The organism is Paenibacillus sp. GP183, assembly GCF_900104695.1.
GTDB lineage: Bacteria > Bacillota > Bacilli > Paenibacillales > NBRC-103111 > Paenibacillus_AI.
In genome coordinates this window covers 5,013,508-5,031,032 of the sequence record NZ_FNSW01000001.1, presented here as the reverse complement: position 1 = coordinate 5,031,032, position 17,525 = coordinate 5,013,508, and the positions used below count along the sequence as shown (strand labels likewise).

Sequence of the window (17,525 nt, the reverse complement as noted above, 5' to 3'; positions counted from 1 at the left end):
CGCGGTACCACCCTGGTTATTGACTCCAACTGTAAAAAGAACAGATTTCGTGCAATCTCCTTGTGCAGACGATAACGGGTCTAAACGGTGGAGTTCATCCACACTCCGAAGCCAGCATTCGGCCATGCTAACATCTGAAGATTTTCCCAGCCAAGCACCCTTTTTCATCGGCGCCTGAAATCTTCTCTCTGGAGATGGACAATGACCTACTTAAGCATCATCAACGATTTTTTGCATAATTGCAGTTAAGGCAAATTATAACGATAGGACACATTGATGTCAACTAAACCAAGGTCTATTGGGCTGAGCGGTTGATATAGTGCTGAAACAAATGCTGAACAACGACTTTCAAAGCGGCAAAAAAAGGCACAGCCAAAATCAAGCCCGGAATTCCTGCGATTTCGCCGCCCACCAGCAAAGCAAAAATAATAAAGAGCGGATGCATATGAAGCGTGCGGCCAACCACTTGAGGAGAAATCACATTGCCTTCGAGCACCTGGATAATAAGATTCAGAATGGCAACGATGATCATCATTTTTACGGAAACGGTTGAGGCCATGATCACAGCAGGAGCAGCGCCAAAAAAAGGGCCCAAGTACGGAATAATATTGAAAACAGCCACAATACTGGCCAGCAATAACGGATAGGGCATTTTGATAATCCAATAACCAATATACGCAAGCACCCCAACGATCACACATACGATCAATTGGCCTCTGATATAATTTCCCAAGGCGGTATCGATATCGACAAGCAGCTTGATAGTTGGCTTACGATGAGCTTGGGGTACGATAGCTATAGCTGTTTTTTCGATCATTTGAAAATCCTTCAGCATGTAGAAGGCCAGAAACGGAATGATGAAAGCAATAAACAGCACATTGATCGTCGTGCCGATTTGATTCATATAGTCGGAAATGGCTGCAGAAATGCCGGACTCGAGTTTAACCAACGAATGATTAATCCCCTCTCGCACACTGAACGGAAGCAGTTGACTTTGGTTAACACTTTCAATAAAGGATTGCCCTTGCATCGCAAGCTGCGGCAGGTGCTCGTTGAGCTCCACCAGCTGATTCATAAGCATAGGGATGACATTGATAATAATTACAGACACACAAACAATAAACACGCTGTAAATCAACAAAACGGCTATAGTTCTGGGCACCTTTCGCTGATTGAGCAGCACCACGATGGGGTTTAAGAGGTAGGAGATCATCATGGCTATAAGAAATGGCATCAGCACGGCTTTTAAAAACTGAAAGATGCCAAGGAGCATCGGCTTCATTAGAAAAAGCAAATACACAACAAAAAGGGACATAAGAATATAGACCAATGCCGCAAACCATTTATTTTTCCAAAATCGTTCCAAATTCCTCACCCCGGCTTGAATCCTTGATACAGAATCGATTTTTAAAGTATATGTACAACCTCCTCAATTAATCCGCACAAAAAAAAGCCCTTCATCCATGTACAAGGAATGCACATTATGAAGAGCGCTTTGTCAATAAAAAACGAAACCAGTGTTAATTAGCATGAACCTGGATTTCACCCATATCTTCCTCAAAGAACAAATCATCAAGGGAACTTAACGTACCGTCTTCTTCAACCTGAAACACGGACATTTTTTCACCGTTTACACTTAACTCAATAAAGCAGCCCCAGCAATAAAATTGGTGGGAACCGATTTTCCCGATATCCTTCGAACTGCAATTTGGACAACGCATCATTATATCACCCTATTCCTCTTAGCCTACTATTTGTTTTACCCATTTTTTTATAAAATAAACCTCGGTCGGCCCGGTATTATCTCTTACGTAATCGATTCACTATGGTTGCAGTTTTCTGAGCAGCATATTCAATCTGTTCCATAGTGTTACCCATGCCGAAGCTGAAACGAATCGCTGATGATGTGACATCGTCGGGCAGATCCATCGCCTTTAATACATGCGAGATCTCCAGCGAACCGGATGTACAGGCAGAACCGCTTGCTGCGGCAATACCTTCTAGATCCAGATTCATCAGCAAGCTTTCCGTGCCTACACCCGGAAAACTGATGTTTACAATATGCGGCAGGCACTTCGTCTGATGGCCGTTCAAGATAAAACCATCCTTGCCTAATTCTTGCTGCAGACAATCTACCATTTTCTGACGAAGCTGATGGGAACGATGCTCTATATCTGAGCTAAAGATGATTTCCACCGCTTTGGCAAAGCCAACAATGCCCGCGACATTTTCAGTGCCAGGACGACGCTTTCTTTCCTGGGATCCTCCGTAAAAAACTGGAGCCACTCGTTTAGCCCTGGAGATGTATAAAGCCCCTATCCCTTTGGGTCCGTTGATTTTATGTGCCGAAAAGCTCATGAGATCTACAGGAAGTGCCGCTAAATCAAAGTCAACCTTGCCCAGGGCTTGAACAGCGTCCACATGAAAAGCAATTCCATGGGCTTGGGCGATCCGGCCTACCTCTTCGACAGGCTGCAGCGTACCTACTTCATTATTCCCAAACATCATGCTGATAAGAGCCGTGTCCGGGCGGATAGCAGACTCAATATCATCGGCAAGTACAAGACCGCTCTGGTCTACAGGAATATAAGTCACATCAATCCCGAGATTCTCCAGCCATTCGCAGGGATGAAGTACAGCATGATGCTCAATGCGGGTTGTTATGATATGTTTCTTCTCCGTGTTAGTTTGGAGCAATCCATAGATAGCCATATTATTGCTCTCAGTGCCTCCGCTTGTGAAAATAAGCTCATTGGGCAGGCAGCCGAGTTTCCCGGCTATGAAATCACGCGAACCGTTAATCGCTGTCTTGGCAGCTCGTCCAAAGCTATGAATGCTTGAGGGGTTGCCAAAAAACTCTTTATAGTAAGGCTGCATGACCTCCAGAACGTCTGGATGAAGCGGTGTGGTAGCAGCATGATCCAAATATATGGGTTCCATATTGTACCGCCTTCAAATATAAAACATGTAATTGTCAGTACCGCCCGAATCCTGAAAGGAAATCAAACTGGCAAGACTCGTTGAATCGAGCACCTCAGCAATGCTGTCACGAATCCGGATCCATAGGTCGCGCTTCGCAGGATCATCTTCTTCCGTAAAATCCACCGGACTGATAGGTCCCTCAAGCACCCGGATCACATCACCCGATGTAATTTGCTCCGGAGATTTAGAAAGTATATATCCACCGTAGGCTCCGCGAATGCTTTTGACCAAACCGGCATTACGCAGGGGCGCGACAAGTTGTTCCAGATAATGCTCGGAAAGCTGATGCTTCTCCGCTATGCTTTTTAAAGAAGTCGGACCCTCGCCGAATTTGGTCGCAAGCTCCATCATAATCGTGAGTCCATATCGGCCCTTTGTAGAAATCTTCAAATCAGCACCTCGTTTGAGTCTATTCATTCGGAGTATATCCAACTTATCGTAACATAATTCCCTGATCTTGGGGAGTAAAACTATGACATTCTCTTGAAATATTTTTAAATTCAGGCACAAAAGATGTATAATGATATGATGTCTGGAATCAAGAAAAGAGGTTATATAGATGAGTAAAAAAGCAAGGGTTGTGCTCGGTATGTCAGGCGGCGTAGATTCATCCGTTGCTGCATTGCTGCTGAAAGAGCAAGGCTATGAAGTCATCGGAATATTCATGAAAAATTGGGACGATACCGATGAGTTTGGCCATTGCACCGCCGAAGAAGACGCAGAGGATGTTCGCAGAGTTTGCGCTCAGCTCGACATTCCTTTTTATACAGTTAATTTTGAAAAGCAATATTACGATAAAGTGTTTGCCTATTTCCTGGACGAGTATCGCAAGGGTCGCACGCCAAATCCGGATGTCATGTGCAACCGCGAAATCAAGTTCGGTGAACTGCTGCAAAAGGTTAGTGATCTGGGCGGAGACTATATCGCAACCGGACATTATGCCCGATTGGAACATTTGGACGGCGAATATCGCTTGCTTCGCGGTGTGGATGCGAGCAAGGATCAGACCTATTTCTTGAATGCATTGAATCAGTATCAACTATCCAGAGCAATGTTCCCCATCGGAGATCTGCCCAAACCGCGAGTACGGGAAATAGCGGAAGCTGCAGGCCTTGCAACAGCAAAGAAAAAAGACAGCACGGGTATCTGCTTTATTGGAGAGCGGGATTTCAAACAATTCCTCAGCCAGTATTTGCCGGCTCAGCCTGGTAACATGAAGGATATTCGTACCAATGAAATCAAAGGCAGGCATGATGGCCTTATGTACTATACCCTGGGGCAGAGGCAAGGTCTCGGCATCGGAGGGTCGGGATCAGGCGAACCCTGGTTTGTAGCCGACAAGGATTTGGAAACAAATGAACTTCTTGTTATTCAAGGAGATCAGCATCCCAGCCTCTATTCCACTGGACTCAGCGCTTCTGACATGAACTGGATAAGCCCGCAACCGCCGCAAGCCACATTCAATTGTACAGCTAAATTCCGTTATCGCCAGCCTGATCAAGGCGTGACAGTTACGATTGGCGGCAATGGGACTTGCGAGGTTGTGTTCGATAAGCCGCAAAAAGCGGTAACTCCAGGCCAGTCGGTCGTTTTTTACGATGGAGATGTCTGTTTAGGCGGGGCTGTTATCGATAAAGTTCACAAAGTTCAAGGGAGCGAGAATCGTGAATATTCAGTCGGAAAGTAAGCTTCAAACTTTTGAGCAGGCGACAGCTTTTGTCCGGAAGATCGGGATTCTTCCTTTATCTTCATTTATTCCTGATTATCCTTCACTGGATTCGGAGACCACTCCCAGCCAGTGGCATACAGGGTCAGACTCCGATCCCTGGCTGTGGAGGGACCGTTTTGCAGGCGAGGGTTTGGCCGCGTATGGAAGATTTTTTGCCAAAAAGCCGCTTCTCATAAGTGCAGAGCTATTCCCACTGATCAAAAATATATTGGATGACCCTTACACCGTTGCGGAGCGCTATGAAGATGGAACGGTTTCCAAAGCCACCATCGATGTTTTTCAAGCCATTGCAAATCTGGAAGGCATTGATGTGAGGCTTCTTCGCTCTAATACGGGGCTGGGCAGCAAAGAGTCCAAGAGTGAATTCGATCGGGCATTAATCGAGCTGCAAAGCACGGCGGATATCGTCATCGCCGGAATTTCCGATCGAATTGGTGCAAACGGCGTCAAAAGCGGCTGGAACAGCACATGCTATATGACGGCAGCGCACTGGATGGAGCTGCATGGCATCGAGAAGAATGATCTGCCCTCTCTTCATGCCAAAGCGAAGCTGAGACAGCTGCTCCAGGAAAGATGCGAAGCCAAAGCTCTTGCATTTTTTTACAAGGTTTTCGGATTGTAATGGGTTTTTCTCTCAATTTTACTCCTTCTTCTCTCTCTCCTGATGACGGGCAAAAATCTTCGCTTCGGTGCCGCTGTTTTGCGGAAAGTAAAATCGTTGATTCTCGATTTCAGGCGGCAGGTACTGCATCTTGCTGTTCGGATTGTCTATGGGGTTCACGTAACTCTTGGAGCTGTCTCTTATATTTTCGGGAACCGGATAAGCTCGATGGTTCCTCACCATTTCAAACGCCTTGGCGAGCCCTTTATAGACGCTGTTGGATTTAGGGCTTTCACAAATATATACCGTTGCGTGAGCAAGGGCTAATCGCCCTTCAGGCATTCCCACAAATTCCACGGTTTGCTGTGCCGCTATGGCAATCTGCAAAGCATTTGGATTGGCCATGCCTACATCTTCACTTGAATGCACAACAAGCCTGCGCACAATATAAAGCGGGTCGACACCGCTGTCCAGCATACGAGCTAACCAGTAAAGAGCCGAATCCGTTTGGGAACCCCGCAGCGACTTGCAAAAGGCAGAAACAATATCATAAAAATCGCTCGTCGTGATACTGTTCACTCTGGAGTCGTAGGCCTCACGAATATGCTGCAGCTCAATGACATTTCCTTCATACAAGGAGAATGCAGCCATTTCCAAAGCATTGAAGGCACTCCGAACATCCCCGTTGCAAATATCGACCAAATATTCCAATGCTTCGTCCGTCATCACAAATTTATTTGCCAGTCCTTTATCACTTTGCAGCGCCCTGAGGATGATTTCTTTAAGATCATTATAGTCCAGAGCTTTTAACGTAAAAGTTCGACAGCGGGAAACAAGCGGAGGAATCAAGTCGTGGGCAATAGATTCCGTGGTGAGACCTATTAATGTAATGATTCCTTCCTCCACGGACGGCAGAAGCGCCATTTGAACATTACTTTTCATGGCATGGATTTCATCTATCATCACAATTGTTTTTTTACCATACATTTTTTGATTGTCTCTTGCTGTTTGAATCGTTTCCCGAAGCTCGGCTACCGTTAAAGAAACAGCATTGAGGCGCACAAAATCGGCTTTTGTGGACTGGCTGATTATATACGCAAGACTCGTTTTTCCGCTGCTTGGCGGACCCTGTAAAATCATGCTGGTGACTTTATCGGTTTCAATAATCTTGCGCAGTACTTTTCCTTGGCCCAGGATATGGGATTGTCCAAAATATTGATCAAGCGTCTGGGGACGCATTCTCTCAGCAAGCGGTTGATGGTCGGTTGTTTGGTTCAAATCGAATAAGTCCAATGCATCTCACCCTCATAAGATATAAAATTATAGCTTTACTGTACCATAGAGGGGATCATTTGCAACTTTCACATACAAGGATAAACGGTTACGCCGTCCTAAATGACGAGTGCGTTTGTCAAGGTTGATGCGAAGCAAGATAAGTTTAGAAAAACTTATACATTATGATCAACGGACAAAGAGCTGTATCAAAAGTGAATGATTCGCTTTTGATACAGCTCCCTTATTTTTTGCAAATCTATTTAGCTTGCTCAAGGAGATCCTTGACAGCAACACTGACCATAATAAGTCCTGCAACTGGAGGAACGAATGCGTTGCTGGACGGAGGCATTTTGGCTTTGCGAATTTCTGGCGCGTTTTCGGGAACGATTTTCTGTGTGACATCTTCCCGCGGCTTGGCAGGCTGTTCCTTGGAGAAAACAACCTTTACGCCTTTCTTGATCCCCTCTTTTCGCAGCTTCTGGCGAATGACCCTGGCTATCGGATCCATTGAGGTTTTGGAGATGTCGGCGACTTGAAACTGGGTCGGATCCATTTTATTCGCTGCTCCCATGCTTGAGATCAATGGGATTTTACGTTCCAGGCATTGCTTGATCAAATGGATCTTATAGATGATCGTGTCGCTTGCATCCAAAACATAATCAAGCTTATACTCGAACAGCTTTTCATAGGTTTCTTCTGTGTAAAACATACGCAATGCAATAGCATCGCATTCCGGGTTGATTAGCTTGATACGGTCCCGCATCAATTCAGCCTTTGGCTGTCCAACGGTCGTAGTAAGCGCATGAATCTGCCTGTTTATATTCGTGATATCGACAACATCTTTATCAATCAAAATAATACGGCCAATACCGGTCCTTGCAAGGGCTTCCGCTGCAATAGAGCCGACGCCGCCTATACCCAGCACTGCAACGGTGCTGTTTTTCATGATTTCCAATCCTTCGGGTCCAATCGCCAGTTCGGTACGGGAAAATTGATGAAGCATGGTATATTCCCTCCTTAGAGTTTTGCTTTAGCAAAACTTACTTCGTAAGCATAAGCTTAGTTTTGCTTCAGCAAAACTTACATCATAACATAAGCTGAGTTTTGCTTTAGCAAAACATGCTTATTGTCAGGCTTTCACAGCAGGCTGCTTCAACGCAATACGAATCGACAATTGCTCAAGCTGCTTGTCGTCTACGGTTCCTGGCGCATCGGTTAACAGGTCTGTAGCACTTGCAGTTTTTGGGAATGCGATGGTTTCACGCAGATTGGTGCGTCCCGAAATCAACATCACCAAGCGGTCAAAGCCAAAAGCGATCCCGCCGTGCGGAGGTGTTCCGTATTCGAAAGCTTCAAGCAGAAAGCCGAATTTCTCGTTGGCCTCTTCCTTGGAGAAGCCAAGTGCTGCGAACATCTTCTCCTGCACTTCACGCTTGTAGATCCGCATCGAGCCGCCGCCTACCTCGTAGCCGTTAAGCACAAGGTCATAGGCCTGGGCGCGGATTTGACCCGGATCTGTGTCGAAGAAAGCAAGATCCTCCTCTTTCGGGCGAGTGAACGGATGATGCTCCGCTACCCAGCGCTGATCTTCTTCATCATAACCAAGCAGCGGGAAGTCTACTACCCACGCGAACTTGAATACGGAATCGTCGATAAGTCCGAGCTGACGGCCAATTTTGAGACGAAGGTTACCAAGCACATCGGCAACTACTTTTTTCTTATCTGCTGAGAACAGCAGCAAGTCCCCTTCTTCTGCGCCTAGTCGCTCCGTCAAGGAGGCAATCTCTGCTTCTGAGAAGAATTTAACGATAGGTCCCTTGAATTCTCCATCCTTCACTTGAATCCAGGCAAGTCCTTTCGCTCCATATCTGGCTGCGAACGGCAGTAAATCGTCAATTTCCTTACGGCTCCAGGTTCCACAGCCTTTGGCATTTAAGGCTTTGACTTGGCCGCCGCCCTTAACCACATTGGCGAAAACCTGAACACCTGATGCAGCAACGATATCCGAAACATCCTGCAGCTCTAATCCAAAGCGAAGGTCCGGCTTATCCGATCCGTATTTACTCATGGCGTCGGCGTAGCTGAGGCGCTGAAACGGACGCTGAATGTCTATGTTCGAGGTTTCCTTCATAAGCTTGATGATAAGCTGTTCCATCAGCTCCAGCAGTTGATCCTGGGAGAGGAAGGAAGTTTCAATGTCGACCTGTGTAAACTCAGGCTGGCGATCAGCGCGAAGATCCTCATCGCGGAAGCAGCGAGCGATTTGATAATAACGCTCCAGGCCGCTGACCATCAACAATTGCTTGAAAATTTGCGGCGATTGCGGCAATGCAAAAAATTCACCTGGATGCACACGGCTGGGCACCAAATAATCGCGTGCGCCTTCCGGAGTGCTTTTGGTCAAAATCGGAGTTTCTACATCAATAAAGCCTTGCTCATCCAGAAAGTCCCGGAATACCTTGGCAGCCTTGGAGCGGAGCATAAGCGTTCTTTGCATTTCCGGACGACGAAGATCCAAGTAGCGGTACTTCAGCCTCACCGACTCATCCACTTCAATACCGTCTTCAATAAAAAATGGAGGCGTTTTGGCAGCATTCATAATTTCAATTTCAGTAACCTGAATTTCAATTTCCCCAGTCGCAATGTTTTTGTTCACGGTATCCGCATCGCGCTCTACGACTTTACCTTTTATCGCGAGCACATATTCATTTCGGGCACGATCAGCAATCGCTAAAGCATCCCCTGAAAAGTCAGGGTTGAACACCGTTTGCACAATTCCGCTGCGGTCACGCAGATCAATGAATAAAACCCCTCCAAGATCGCGCCTTCTTTGCACCCAACCGTTTAAAATAACGGTTTCTCCAATGTTAGCCTTCGTTAACTGTCCGCAGTGATGTGTTTTGAGCATCATTACTATTTCCTCCTTCGTATTTTTGCAGAAAAATTACTTCCTAAGCGTCCGCCTTATAATGTCTTAACATGTAATGGAAAGTTTACAAGAGTAACGGTAACCTGTTCGCCTGTTGCCATAGTTTTCAGAGTAATCTCCCCGCGGCTTAACTCATCATCTCCGAGAATAGCCACATACTTCGCTTGGAACCGATCCGCTGATTTCATTTGTGCCTTCATTTTACGACCCAGATAATCTTTTTCTGCATTGACCCCATGAAGTCGAAGCTGATACAGCAGCTGGGTGACTTCTTTTTCAGCAGCTTCACCAAGTCCAATCAAGTACACATCCAATGGCTTAGGGCGCGGAATTTCTACACCCTGTGCTTGCAGCACAAGTAAAATGCGCTCCAAACCCAGTCCAAGCCCAACGCCAGGCTGATCATTGCCGCCGATTTGTTCAACAAGCCCGTTGTACCTTCCGCCTCCGCCAATCGTATCAATTGAGCCAATACCAGCTGCCTTGTACTCAAAAGCCGTATGAGTGTAATAGTCAAGTCCCCGCACCAGCCTCGGGTTAATGATGTAAGGAATTCCCATGCCGGTCAAATCATTCTGAACGGCTTGGAAATGAGTCGTACACGCCTCATCCAAATAATCCAAAATATTTGGAGCGCCTTCCCCATATTTTTGATCGATTTTACAATCGAGAATCCGCAATGGATTACGCTCATATCTAGACTTACAATCCTTACAAAGATTATCCTTGACTGGAGCAAAAAATTCTTGAAGCTTAACCCGGAAGGTGGATCTGATTTCAGGAGTGCCAACTGAGTTAATTTCGACACTGACGTTCTTTAATCCGATTTCTTTGTAAAAGGCGTACCCCAGCGCGATGACTTCAGCATCGATACTAGGATCAACGGAACCGAATGCTTCCACGCCGAATTGGTGAAATTGGCGGTAACGGCCGGCTTGCGGCTGCTCGTAGCGGAACATTGGCCCAATGTAGTACAGCTTGCTCACATCCGGCTCTCCGTAAAGCTTATTCTCGACATAAGCACGAACAACGCCGGCTGTCCCTTCCGGGCGAAGAGAGATGCTGCGGTTTCCTTTATCAAGAAACGTATACATTTCTTTTTCCACAATATCCGTCGTTTCCCCTACTCCCCGAGAGAATAGCTCGGTGTGCTCAAAAATCGGCGATCGGATTTCTTTGTAATTGAAGCGTTGACACAAGTCTCGAGCTTTATTCTCGAGATATTGCCATTTCTCGATCTCTCCAGGGAGCAGATCCTGAGTGCCTTTTGGCTTTTGTATGCTCATGGCTATTTACCCTCCTTAGATTTTTTTACGGAAAAACTTCTACTTTCTTATGAGGTAAATAAAAAATCCCCCACCCCTGACGTTTGTCAGGGACGAGAGATTTGATCAACAAATTCACCCGTGGTACCACCCACATTCGAGATCAGCATGCGGCACGCTTCGCATGAATAAAGAAATCTCACTCTTTACGGCTAACGCCCGCTAAACGCTTGTCGGCTACTTTGCCCTTTAATCGCTTCGAAATTAGAAGCTTTCCAGGCGGTTCCCCGAAAGTCCTCCAGGAGGTCTGTTCATTCACTCATCATAAGGAAGCTTGCAGCCCTGGCTTCCCTCTCTGCTTATGTGGTGGTGAATTACTTTATCCCATCAATGGATCACAGAACTATCGAATTGCAATAATGACTATTTTAATCGGAGGAATCTGCAAAGTCAAGCCTTCGATAGTTACTCCTACCATTTATCGGCCCATTTCTGAACTTCATTCATCGCAGGCTCGAGCGCTCTTCCTTTGTCCGTCAGCTCGTACTCAATCCGAACCGGCGTTTCCGGATAAACATGCCGAGTAATCATCCCCGCAGCTTCAAGCTCTTTGAATCTTTCTGACAGCATTCGATCGCTCATGCTGGGAATCTCATCTGAAATATCTTTAAATCGTTTAGGTCCTGTTAACAGCACTCTTATGATTAATCCCGTCCAACGCTTTCCCAGCAGCTCGAACGCATGCTCAAACTTCGGACATAAATGAAAGCCTTCCATTCGAATCATCTCCTTAAATTCATATTACCATAGTCGCTTGATAAAAGTAAGTGGACGAAAAAAAAGCGGCCTGCAAACGAATTTGCAGGCCGTCAAGGTAAATATATTTTAAAGGGGGTCGAGTTCTATTATAGCCCGCTTTGATTAAAGCCAGATGAAGCCCAGATTACAGTTGCATGACAAATCACGGACAACATATTTCATGTAAATTCCCTGCTGCCGGAAAGTCTATTCTAGCATTTCACACATATAATGAAGCACAAGGAAAACATCCTTGAACTATTTTATGGGAGGCTGAAGGCTATGACTCAAACAGGAGATTTTCAAGAAGAGATTCAAGATGAATTAATTCTAGCCGAAGAAGAAGCATCCTCTGAAGAGATCGATGAAGAATCTTCGGAAGCAGTAGAAGAAGCCGCTGATGACGAGACTGATGAGGAAGCCGAAGCGTTGGAAGAGGAAGATGCAGCATCAGACGAGGATATAGAAGCAGTAGATGAAGCGGATGAAGCCTCAGCCAGCGATGAATCTGAAGAGTCCGAGGCCGATTAATCCTTGTAATCGCTTCACTTCCTTCTACCAAACATAGAGCCACCTTCATCGAATTTTCGATAGAGTGGCTCTTTTTTGTCACGTCAGCTAGGGATTACCTGTTAGCCCGATTTTTAAATCCTTGATCATCATATAAGTATCTCCATACGTCAGCTTCTGCTTGTTGGAGATTAGATCGAGCGATTCATGAGTGAGCAGCTTTTGCTTAACCAGCAAGTCTGTCGCCTGAGCCGGCAAAGCCTGGATTCCTAAAGCCTGCGTAATCGTGTAGCTGGCTTGTTCCAAAGTTAGGGCAGCTTTAGCCGGATCCGGCAGATCTGCAATTGCGGCATCCGCTTCTCCCTTAAATGCGGACGGCATCATAATATGTGCCGAGCGAACCAAATTTGCCATGCTTTTCGGGTTCGCAGGATCATCCAGATGAAATTCATTTTTATGGCCGCCGGCCGTCAAAGCCAGGCTAATCGCCGTTTTGAGCCCGGCATATTCTTTATGCAGCATAAATGGCTGCGGCTTGATGGAGAAAGGCTTCAGCTCCATGCCTTGTTGATTCAGCCGTTCCTGCAGCAGGGCAACATCATCCCTGGACTCCGCAAGCTGCCTGAAGGTGATGTTCTTTTCCTGAGCCAGCTTGGCTGCAGCACCGGCAGCTTCACCTTCAGCCATGCCCGTAGGGATGACACGCGCGCTTCCATGCGGAAGCGTATCATAGCTCGCCGATCTTCCTACTACGAGCAAGCGATCTACTTTCAATGGCACTATGCTGCGAAAGGGTACAGCATATTGCACGGGTTTGCCCATCACGGCTCCGCTATCGGTAGCGGCAAGCCGCTGGATATCTACCGGATATGAACCAAAAGCGATTCGATCCCATTGGTCTTTATTTTCCAACACATCCATAATATGCAGTCTGTATTCTCCCTGAATATGTCGTGTTTCGCGAACATACAGCTCAGGAGCAGCCGAGTCCAGCTCCACATTGGCGAATTCGGGGAAATGCTTTTTCATATATTCAACCACATGAACAATTTCATTCTTCCCGATGGTCATCGCTTCCTCACGGCTTTTCGGATCCAAACCGTCTATGCCAAAAATCTGCAGGGCGTTTATGAGCATGGTGTTATTGCTTTGCCGACCGATGTTCAGTCCGCGCATTTTGGCTTTGCCTTTATTCACTTCAGGATAGCTGTACATTTCACCGTAACCCCAAGCAGACACTTCATTAGCTCCAGTGTCCGGATCATTGTCGCCATTGAGACGGCTTTGAATCTGTTTCCATACCTCGGGTGTGATATTCTTCAAACGAAACACGAGAGTTACAGCCATCTTTGCTCCCGGATCTCCCAAATCCTCGCGGCCATATGTAAAGGGAACTCCTGCTGCTGCAGCCAGATCTGCATCTTGAGTAGCATCAATAACCGATTTCGCTTTAATCGTTTGCTTGCTGCCATCCTCTTTTACAATCTGTATGCCCTGCATGACCATGCTGCCATTTCCATTGCCGCTGCTTGCAGTCAGCGGATTAATTTCTCTTGCTTTCAAAAGCAGATCTATATTTTTTTCATTCTTCACCAAATCTTTAAAAGCATTCGCTGCCGTGATGACATCAAAAGAATCGCCTTCAATTTTGCTGAACCACTCGGAAAAAATTCCTTTATTGAACACACTATGTTGATCCGATGTACGGTTCATATCGATTGTATTCAGCCAGCCCAAAGTCATAAGACCGCCTAGTATTTCTCGATTCTTGCCATCTATAAGCAATGTGGAAAGGCCGTTTCTCGCCGCCGATAGCGCCGCCGCGATTCCCTCAGGATCCGTCCCAACGACGATCACATCATAATTGTCTTTTATTTTTCCAGTCGTTTTGACTTGTTCCAATGTGTTCGTGCCCTTTAGGTGAGCTTTAGCGTTCGAATGTTTATGTTGATGTTGATAAAAGAGCGCGCCGAGAGCGGAAAAGATGGATATTACGATAAGCGCCGACATCCAAAGCTTCCATCTAGGATTCGTGTTCATGGAATAGTCTAAACGTTTGTTCAAAATTAAGCCCTCCAAGATAAACATCTTCATGCATCAAATCATAGTCTATCACATTTCGACTTGTGTGAGAAATGGCTGGAAAAGCTCAGCAGCTTGAAAACACAAAAAAAAGCCTGATGAAGGCTGTTTTACCGAAAAGACTTTTTAACTGTATTCTTCAGCTTTTCCTGCATCGAGGCAAATTCACTGCTCATCTCTACATCACAAAAATTCGGGGATCGGCCGAGAACTTCCGAGTAAGAAGCGTGCTGCATTTGATTTTCGGGTGAAACGATCATCTTATGTTTGAGAGATTGACGCATACCTCGGGCTCCTTACGATTTCATGATGCCCTTAGTCTGATCCAATGCAGCCCATCATATTCTTCATTTGCTATCTATGACTAGTGTGACCGGTCCCCAATTGATCAAGGACACATCCATCATTTCCCCGAATGCTCCCGTTTCTACCTGCAAGCCCTGAGAACGCATAAGATCGTTAAACCTCTCATACAGCGGAGCAGCAAGCTCCGGCCTGGCAGCAGCCATAAAATTCGGGCGTTTTCCTTTGCGGCAATCGCCATACAGCGTGAATTGAGATACGGACAATATCTGTCCGCCTATATCCTGGATCGACAGGTTCATTTTGCCAAGCTCATCTTCAAAAATACGAAGTCCGGCGATCTTTTCCGCCAGGTACTTAGCGTCCTGCTCCTTATCGTCATGGGTAACACCGACCAATAGCATCAAGCCTTGTCCAATTCGGCCAATGACCCTTCCAGCTGCCGATACTTCAGCTTGTTTACATCTTTGTACAACTACTCGCATGAATATGTTTCGCTCCTAGCTTTGCATGATGCGCTGCACCGAGTATACATCCTTGACACGCTTAATTTTTTCAACAACAGAGTGCAGGTGATCGATATTTTTGATCAAAATCGTGATATGGATCATAGCCATCTTGTTTTTATCCGAACGCCCGGACACAGCAGACATGGTTGTTTTACTCTCAGAGACAGCCTGCAGCACCTCATTTAGCAATCCGCGACGGTCATGGCCGGTAATCTCAATCTCGACATTGAAATTGGATTCAACAACCTCCGCCCATTCCACTTCAATAACTCGCTGCTCTTCGCCATCACCGGTTGGAATATTGGTACAATCCGATCGATGAACGGAAACGCCTCGACCTCGAGTGATGTACCCAATGATAGGATCCCCCGGTACAGGATTACAACATCGGGCAAAACGTACCAAGAGATTATCTACGCCTTTGACTCTTACTCCATTGGTCGGCCGACTCTTAGGCTCAACCGCTCCCGCTTTAACCTCTTTAACTTCATTCGTCAGCTGCAGCACTTGAGCGTCTTCCGCATCCTTGCGCATCTTTTCCGTCAGCTTGGTGCAGATTTGAGCAGCCGTAATTCCGCCAAATCCTACTGCAGACATCATATCCTCAATATCGTTAAAATTATATTTGCGAGCTGCTTCCAGCAAGTTTTCATTGGTCATTAACATCGGAGGATCAATGGCGAGCCGCTTCAATTCGCGTTCAATCGCTTCCTTACCTTTTTCAACGTTCTCCTCGCGTTTTTCTTTTTTGAAGAACTGCCTGATTTTACTTTTGGCATGAGAAGATTGTGCGATTTTCACCCAGTCCTGACTTGGACCGTAAGAATGCTTCGAGGTTAGAATTTCAACAATGTCACCCGTCTTGAGCTTATGATCCAGCGGTACGATTCTACCATTGACCTTTGAACCGATAGTTCGATTTCCAACCTCGGTATGAATCCTATAAGCAAAATCAAGCGGGACAGACCCTGCCGGCAGCTCAATCACTTCACCTTTAGGCGTAAACACAAAGACGAGATCCGAGAAAAAATCCATTTTCATAGATTCCATAAACTCGGAAGCATCATTAGTTTCTTGCTGCAGCTCGAGAATCTCGCGGAACCAATTCATCTTATCCTCAAAGGTTCCTGACGGCACCATGGAGCCTTCCTTGTAAGCCCAGTGCGCCGCGATCCCGTACTCTGAGGTTCTGTGCATATCCCAGGTTCGAATCTGCACCTCCAGCGGCTCGCCTAACGGTCCAATGACCGTTGTATGCAGGGACTGATACATATTCGGCTTGGGCATGGCCACGTAGTCCTTGAATCTTCCCGGCATCGGTTTCCACAGAGTATGAATAATACCGAGGGTTGCATAGCAATCTTTAATCCCGTCCACGATGACACGCAGCGCCATCAAATCATAAATCTCATTGAACTGTTTGCCTCTGGAACTCATTTTTTTGTAGATGCTGTAGATGTGTTTAGGCCTGCCGGAAATATCGCCCTGGATCCCCATTTCGTCTAGTTTATCTTTGATGCTGTCGATGACATCTTGAATATATTGTTCGCGCTCCGCCCGTTTTTTTTGCATCAAATTAACGATTCGGTAGTACTGCTGGGGATTCAAGTAACGGAGGGCAATATCCTCCATCTCCCATTTGATCGTGGAAATCCCGAGCCGATGCGCAATCGGACAAAATATCTCAATTGTTTCTTCAGCAATGCGCCGCTGGCTTTCCTCCGATTGGTATTTAAGCGTCCGCATATTATGCAGCCGATCCGCGAGTTTAATCAAAATAACGCGAATATCCTGCGCCATCGCCACAAACATTTTCCGATAATTTTCATTTTGCTGCTCTTCCTTGGATTTAAACTGAATACGCTCCAGCTTCGTTAATCCGTCGACAAGCATCGCACAGGTTTTGCCGAATTTATCATTCACAGTTTCCAAGGAAACCGTAGTATCTTCTACGACATCATGAAGCAGTGCAGCAATAATCGAGGTAGTGTCCATTTGCATATTGACAAGAATCTCGGCCACGGCCAGAGGGTGCAAAATATAGGGCTCCCCCGACTTACGCATTTGACCATGATGTGCCTCTTCTGCAAATTCAAACGCTTCCCGGATCTTGAGCAAGTCATTTTCTTTGATATATACTGAAGCTTTCTCCAGCAACTGCTCGATACCCATGAACTCTATCCATTCCTTTAGTCGATTTTAATTCATTATGCCTGCAAGGCAGGCCCTACGTCAACTGCTCGGCTCCTCCTATCCGACAATAATCGGAGTAAATTCCCATTTACAAATCACTATCCGTTTATTCCCTTATGTTCAAAATAAATTCACGGTAATCTCCCATTTACAACAATTGGTAGTTAATCCCCAAATCCCCCTAACTTCTAAACCTCCACAATCCAATTGATTTCTCTAACTTTAAAATCTACACCCCCTAAATCCCCCTTGAAGGGGGACCCCAAGGGTAACGCCCCTTGGATGACTTTAGTGCTGGAGGAGGGAGAAGGATTAGAAATGTTAAACGGAGTTTTGGTGGATGAGCGCT

At 46.1% G+C, this 17,525-nt stretch carries 16 protein-coding genes; 3 read left to right on the top strand and 13 right to left on the bottom strand.

Features of this window, described 5'->3' with window-relative positions; translation table 11 throughout:
- Window positions 1-295: 295 nt before the first annotated feature.
- The 4 genes from BLV33_RS24940 to BLV33_RS24925 all read right to left on the bottom strand — a co-directional run bounded on the left by BLV33_RS24940 (window position 296) and on the right by BLV33_RS24925 (window position 3,372).
- On the bottom strand, window positions 296-1,366 hold the full coding sequence (locus BLV33_RS24940) for an AI-2E family transporter (RefSeq protein WP_090798015.1): 1,071 nt from the start codon (window positions 1,364-1,366) through the stop codon (window positions 296-298).
- Window positions 1,367-1,520: 154 nt separating this feature from the next.
- A complete protein-coding gene (locus tag BLV33_RS24935) occupies window positions 1,521-1,724 on the bottom strand; it encodes a hypothetical protein (protein ID WP_090798013.1) in 204 nt (67 codons plus the stop codon).
- Window positions 1,725-1,800: 76 nt separating this feature from the next.
- The gene (locus tag BLV33_RS24930) at window positions 1,801-2,940 is read right to left on the bottom strand and encodes a cysteine desulfurase family protein (RefSeq protein WP_090798011.1); all 1,140 of its coding nucleotides are present in this window, start codon (window positions 2,938-2,940) and stop codon (window positions 1,801-1,803) included.
- Window positions 2,941-2,952: 12 nt separating this feature from the next.
- Window positions 2,953-3,372: a cysteine metabolism transcriptional regulator CymR gene (locus BLV33_RS24925; protein WP_090799202.1), complete on the bottom strand. Its 420-nt coding sequence runs from the start codon at window positions 3,370-3,372 to the stop codon at window positions 2,953-2,955.
- A gap of 169 nt (window positions 3,373-3,541) precedes the next feature.
- Between BLV33_RS24925 and mnmA the strand changes: the two genes are divergently transcribed.
- Both mnmA and BLV33_RS24915 read left to right on the top strand, forming a co-directional pair.
- Window positions 3,542-4,669 (top strand): tRNA 2-thiouridine(34) synthase MnmA, encoded by a 1,128-nt coding sequence (gene mnmA, locus BLV33_RS24920; RefSeq protein ID WP_090798008.1) that lies wholly within the window; start codon window positions 3,542-3,544, stop codon window positions 4,667-4,669.
- Window positions 4,647-5,333 (top strand): AlkZ-related protein, encoded by a 687-nt coding sequence (locus BLV33_RS24915; protein WP_090798006.1) that lies wholly within the window; start codon window positions 4,647-4,649, stop codon window positions 5,331-5,333. Before mnmA ends, BLV33_RS24915 begins: the two co-directional genes overlap by 23 nt.
- An 18-nt stretch (window positions 5,334-5,351) precedes the next feature.
- Here BLV33_RS24915 and BLV33_RS24910 read toward each other — a convergent pair whose 3' ends face one another.
- From BLV33_RS24910 to BLV33_RS24890, 5 genes are all read right to left on the bottom strand, one after another.
- Window positions 5,352-6,605: a replication-associated recombination protein A gene (locus tag BLV33_RS24910; protein ID WP_090798005.1), complete on the bottom strand. Its 1,254-nt coding sequence runs from the start codon at window positions 6,603-6,605 to the stop codon at window positions 5,352-5,354.
- A 238-nt stretch (window positions 6,606-6,843) separates the two neighbouring features.
- Window positions 6,844-7,590 (bottom strand): tRNA threonylcarbamoyladenosine dehydratase, encoded by a 747-nt coding sequence (locus tag BLV33_RS24905; protein WP_090798003.1) that lies wholly within the window; start codon window positions 7,588-7,590, stop codon window positions 6,844-6,846.
- A gap of 126 nt (window positions 7,591-7,716) precedes the next feature.
- On the bottom strand, window positions 7,717-9,498 hold the full coding sequence (aspS, locus tag BLV33_RS24900) for an aspartate--tRNA ligase (RefSeq protein WP_090798002.1): 1,782 nt from the start codon (window positions 9,496-9,498) through the stop codon (window positions 7,717-7,719).
- A 53-nt stretch (window positions 9,499-9,551) separates the two neighbouring features.
- Window positions 9,552-10,802: a histidine--tRNA ligase gene (gene hisS / locus BLV33_RS24895; RefSeq protein WP_090798000.1), complete on the bottom strand. Its 1,251-nt coding sequence runs from the start codon at window positions 10,800-10,802 to the stop codon at window positions 9,552-9,554.
- Window positions 10,803-11,252: 450 nt separating this feature from the next.
- A complete protein-coding gene (locus BLV33_RS24890; RefSeq protein ID WP_090797998.1) occupies window positions 11,253-11,558 on the bottom strand; it encodes a winged helix-turn-helix transcriptional regulator in 306 nt (101 codons plus the stop codon).
- A 303-nt stretch (window positions 11,559-11,861) separates the two neighbouring features.
- Here BLV33_RS24890 and BLV33_RS24885 point away from each other — a divergent pair, with 303 nt between their 5' ends.
- Window positions 11,862-12,110: a hypothetical protein gene (locus BLV33_RS24885; protein WP_090797996.1), complete on the top strand. Its 249-nt coding sequence runs from the start codon at window positions 11,862-11,864 to the stop codon at window positions 12,108-12,110.
- Between the two features lie 87 nt (window positions 12,111-12,197).
- On the opposite strand, the gene BLV33_RS24880 is transcribed toward BLV33_RS24885, so the two are convergent.
- The 4 genes from BLV33_RS24880 to BLV33_RS24870 form a co-directional block, all read right to left on the bottom strand.
- Window positions 12,198-14,153, bottom strand: coding sequence for an FAD-dependent oxidoreductase (locus BLV33_RS24880; protein ID WP_253187162.1), 1,956 nt, complete (start codon window positions 14,151-14,153; stop codon window positions 12,198-12,200).
- Between the two features lie 128 nt (window positions 14,154-14,281).
- On the bottom strand, window positions 14,282-14,455 hold the full coding sequence (locus BLV33_RS29540) for a hypothetical protein (protein WP_171909293.1): 174 nt from the start codon (window positions 14,453-14,455) through the stop codon (window positions 14,282-14,284).
- Between the two features lie 63 nt (window positions 14,456-14,518).
- Window positions 14,519-14,959, bottom strand: coding sequence for a D-aminoacyl-tRNA deacylase (gene dtd, locus BLV33_RS24875; protein ID WP_090797994.1), 441 nt, complete (start codon window positions 14,957-14,959; stop codon window positions 14,519-14,521).
- Window positions 14,960-14,974: 15 nt separating this feature from the next.
- Window positions 14,975-17,155, bottom strand: coding sequence for a RelA/SpoT family protein (locus BLV33_RS24870; protein ID WP_090797992.1), 2,181 nt, complete (start codon window positions 17,153-17,155; stop codon window positions 14,975-14,977).
- Window positions 17,156-17,525 lie beyond the last annotated feature (370 nt).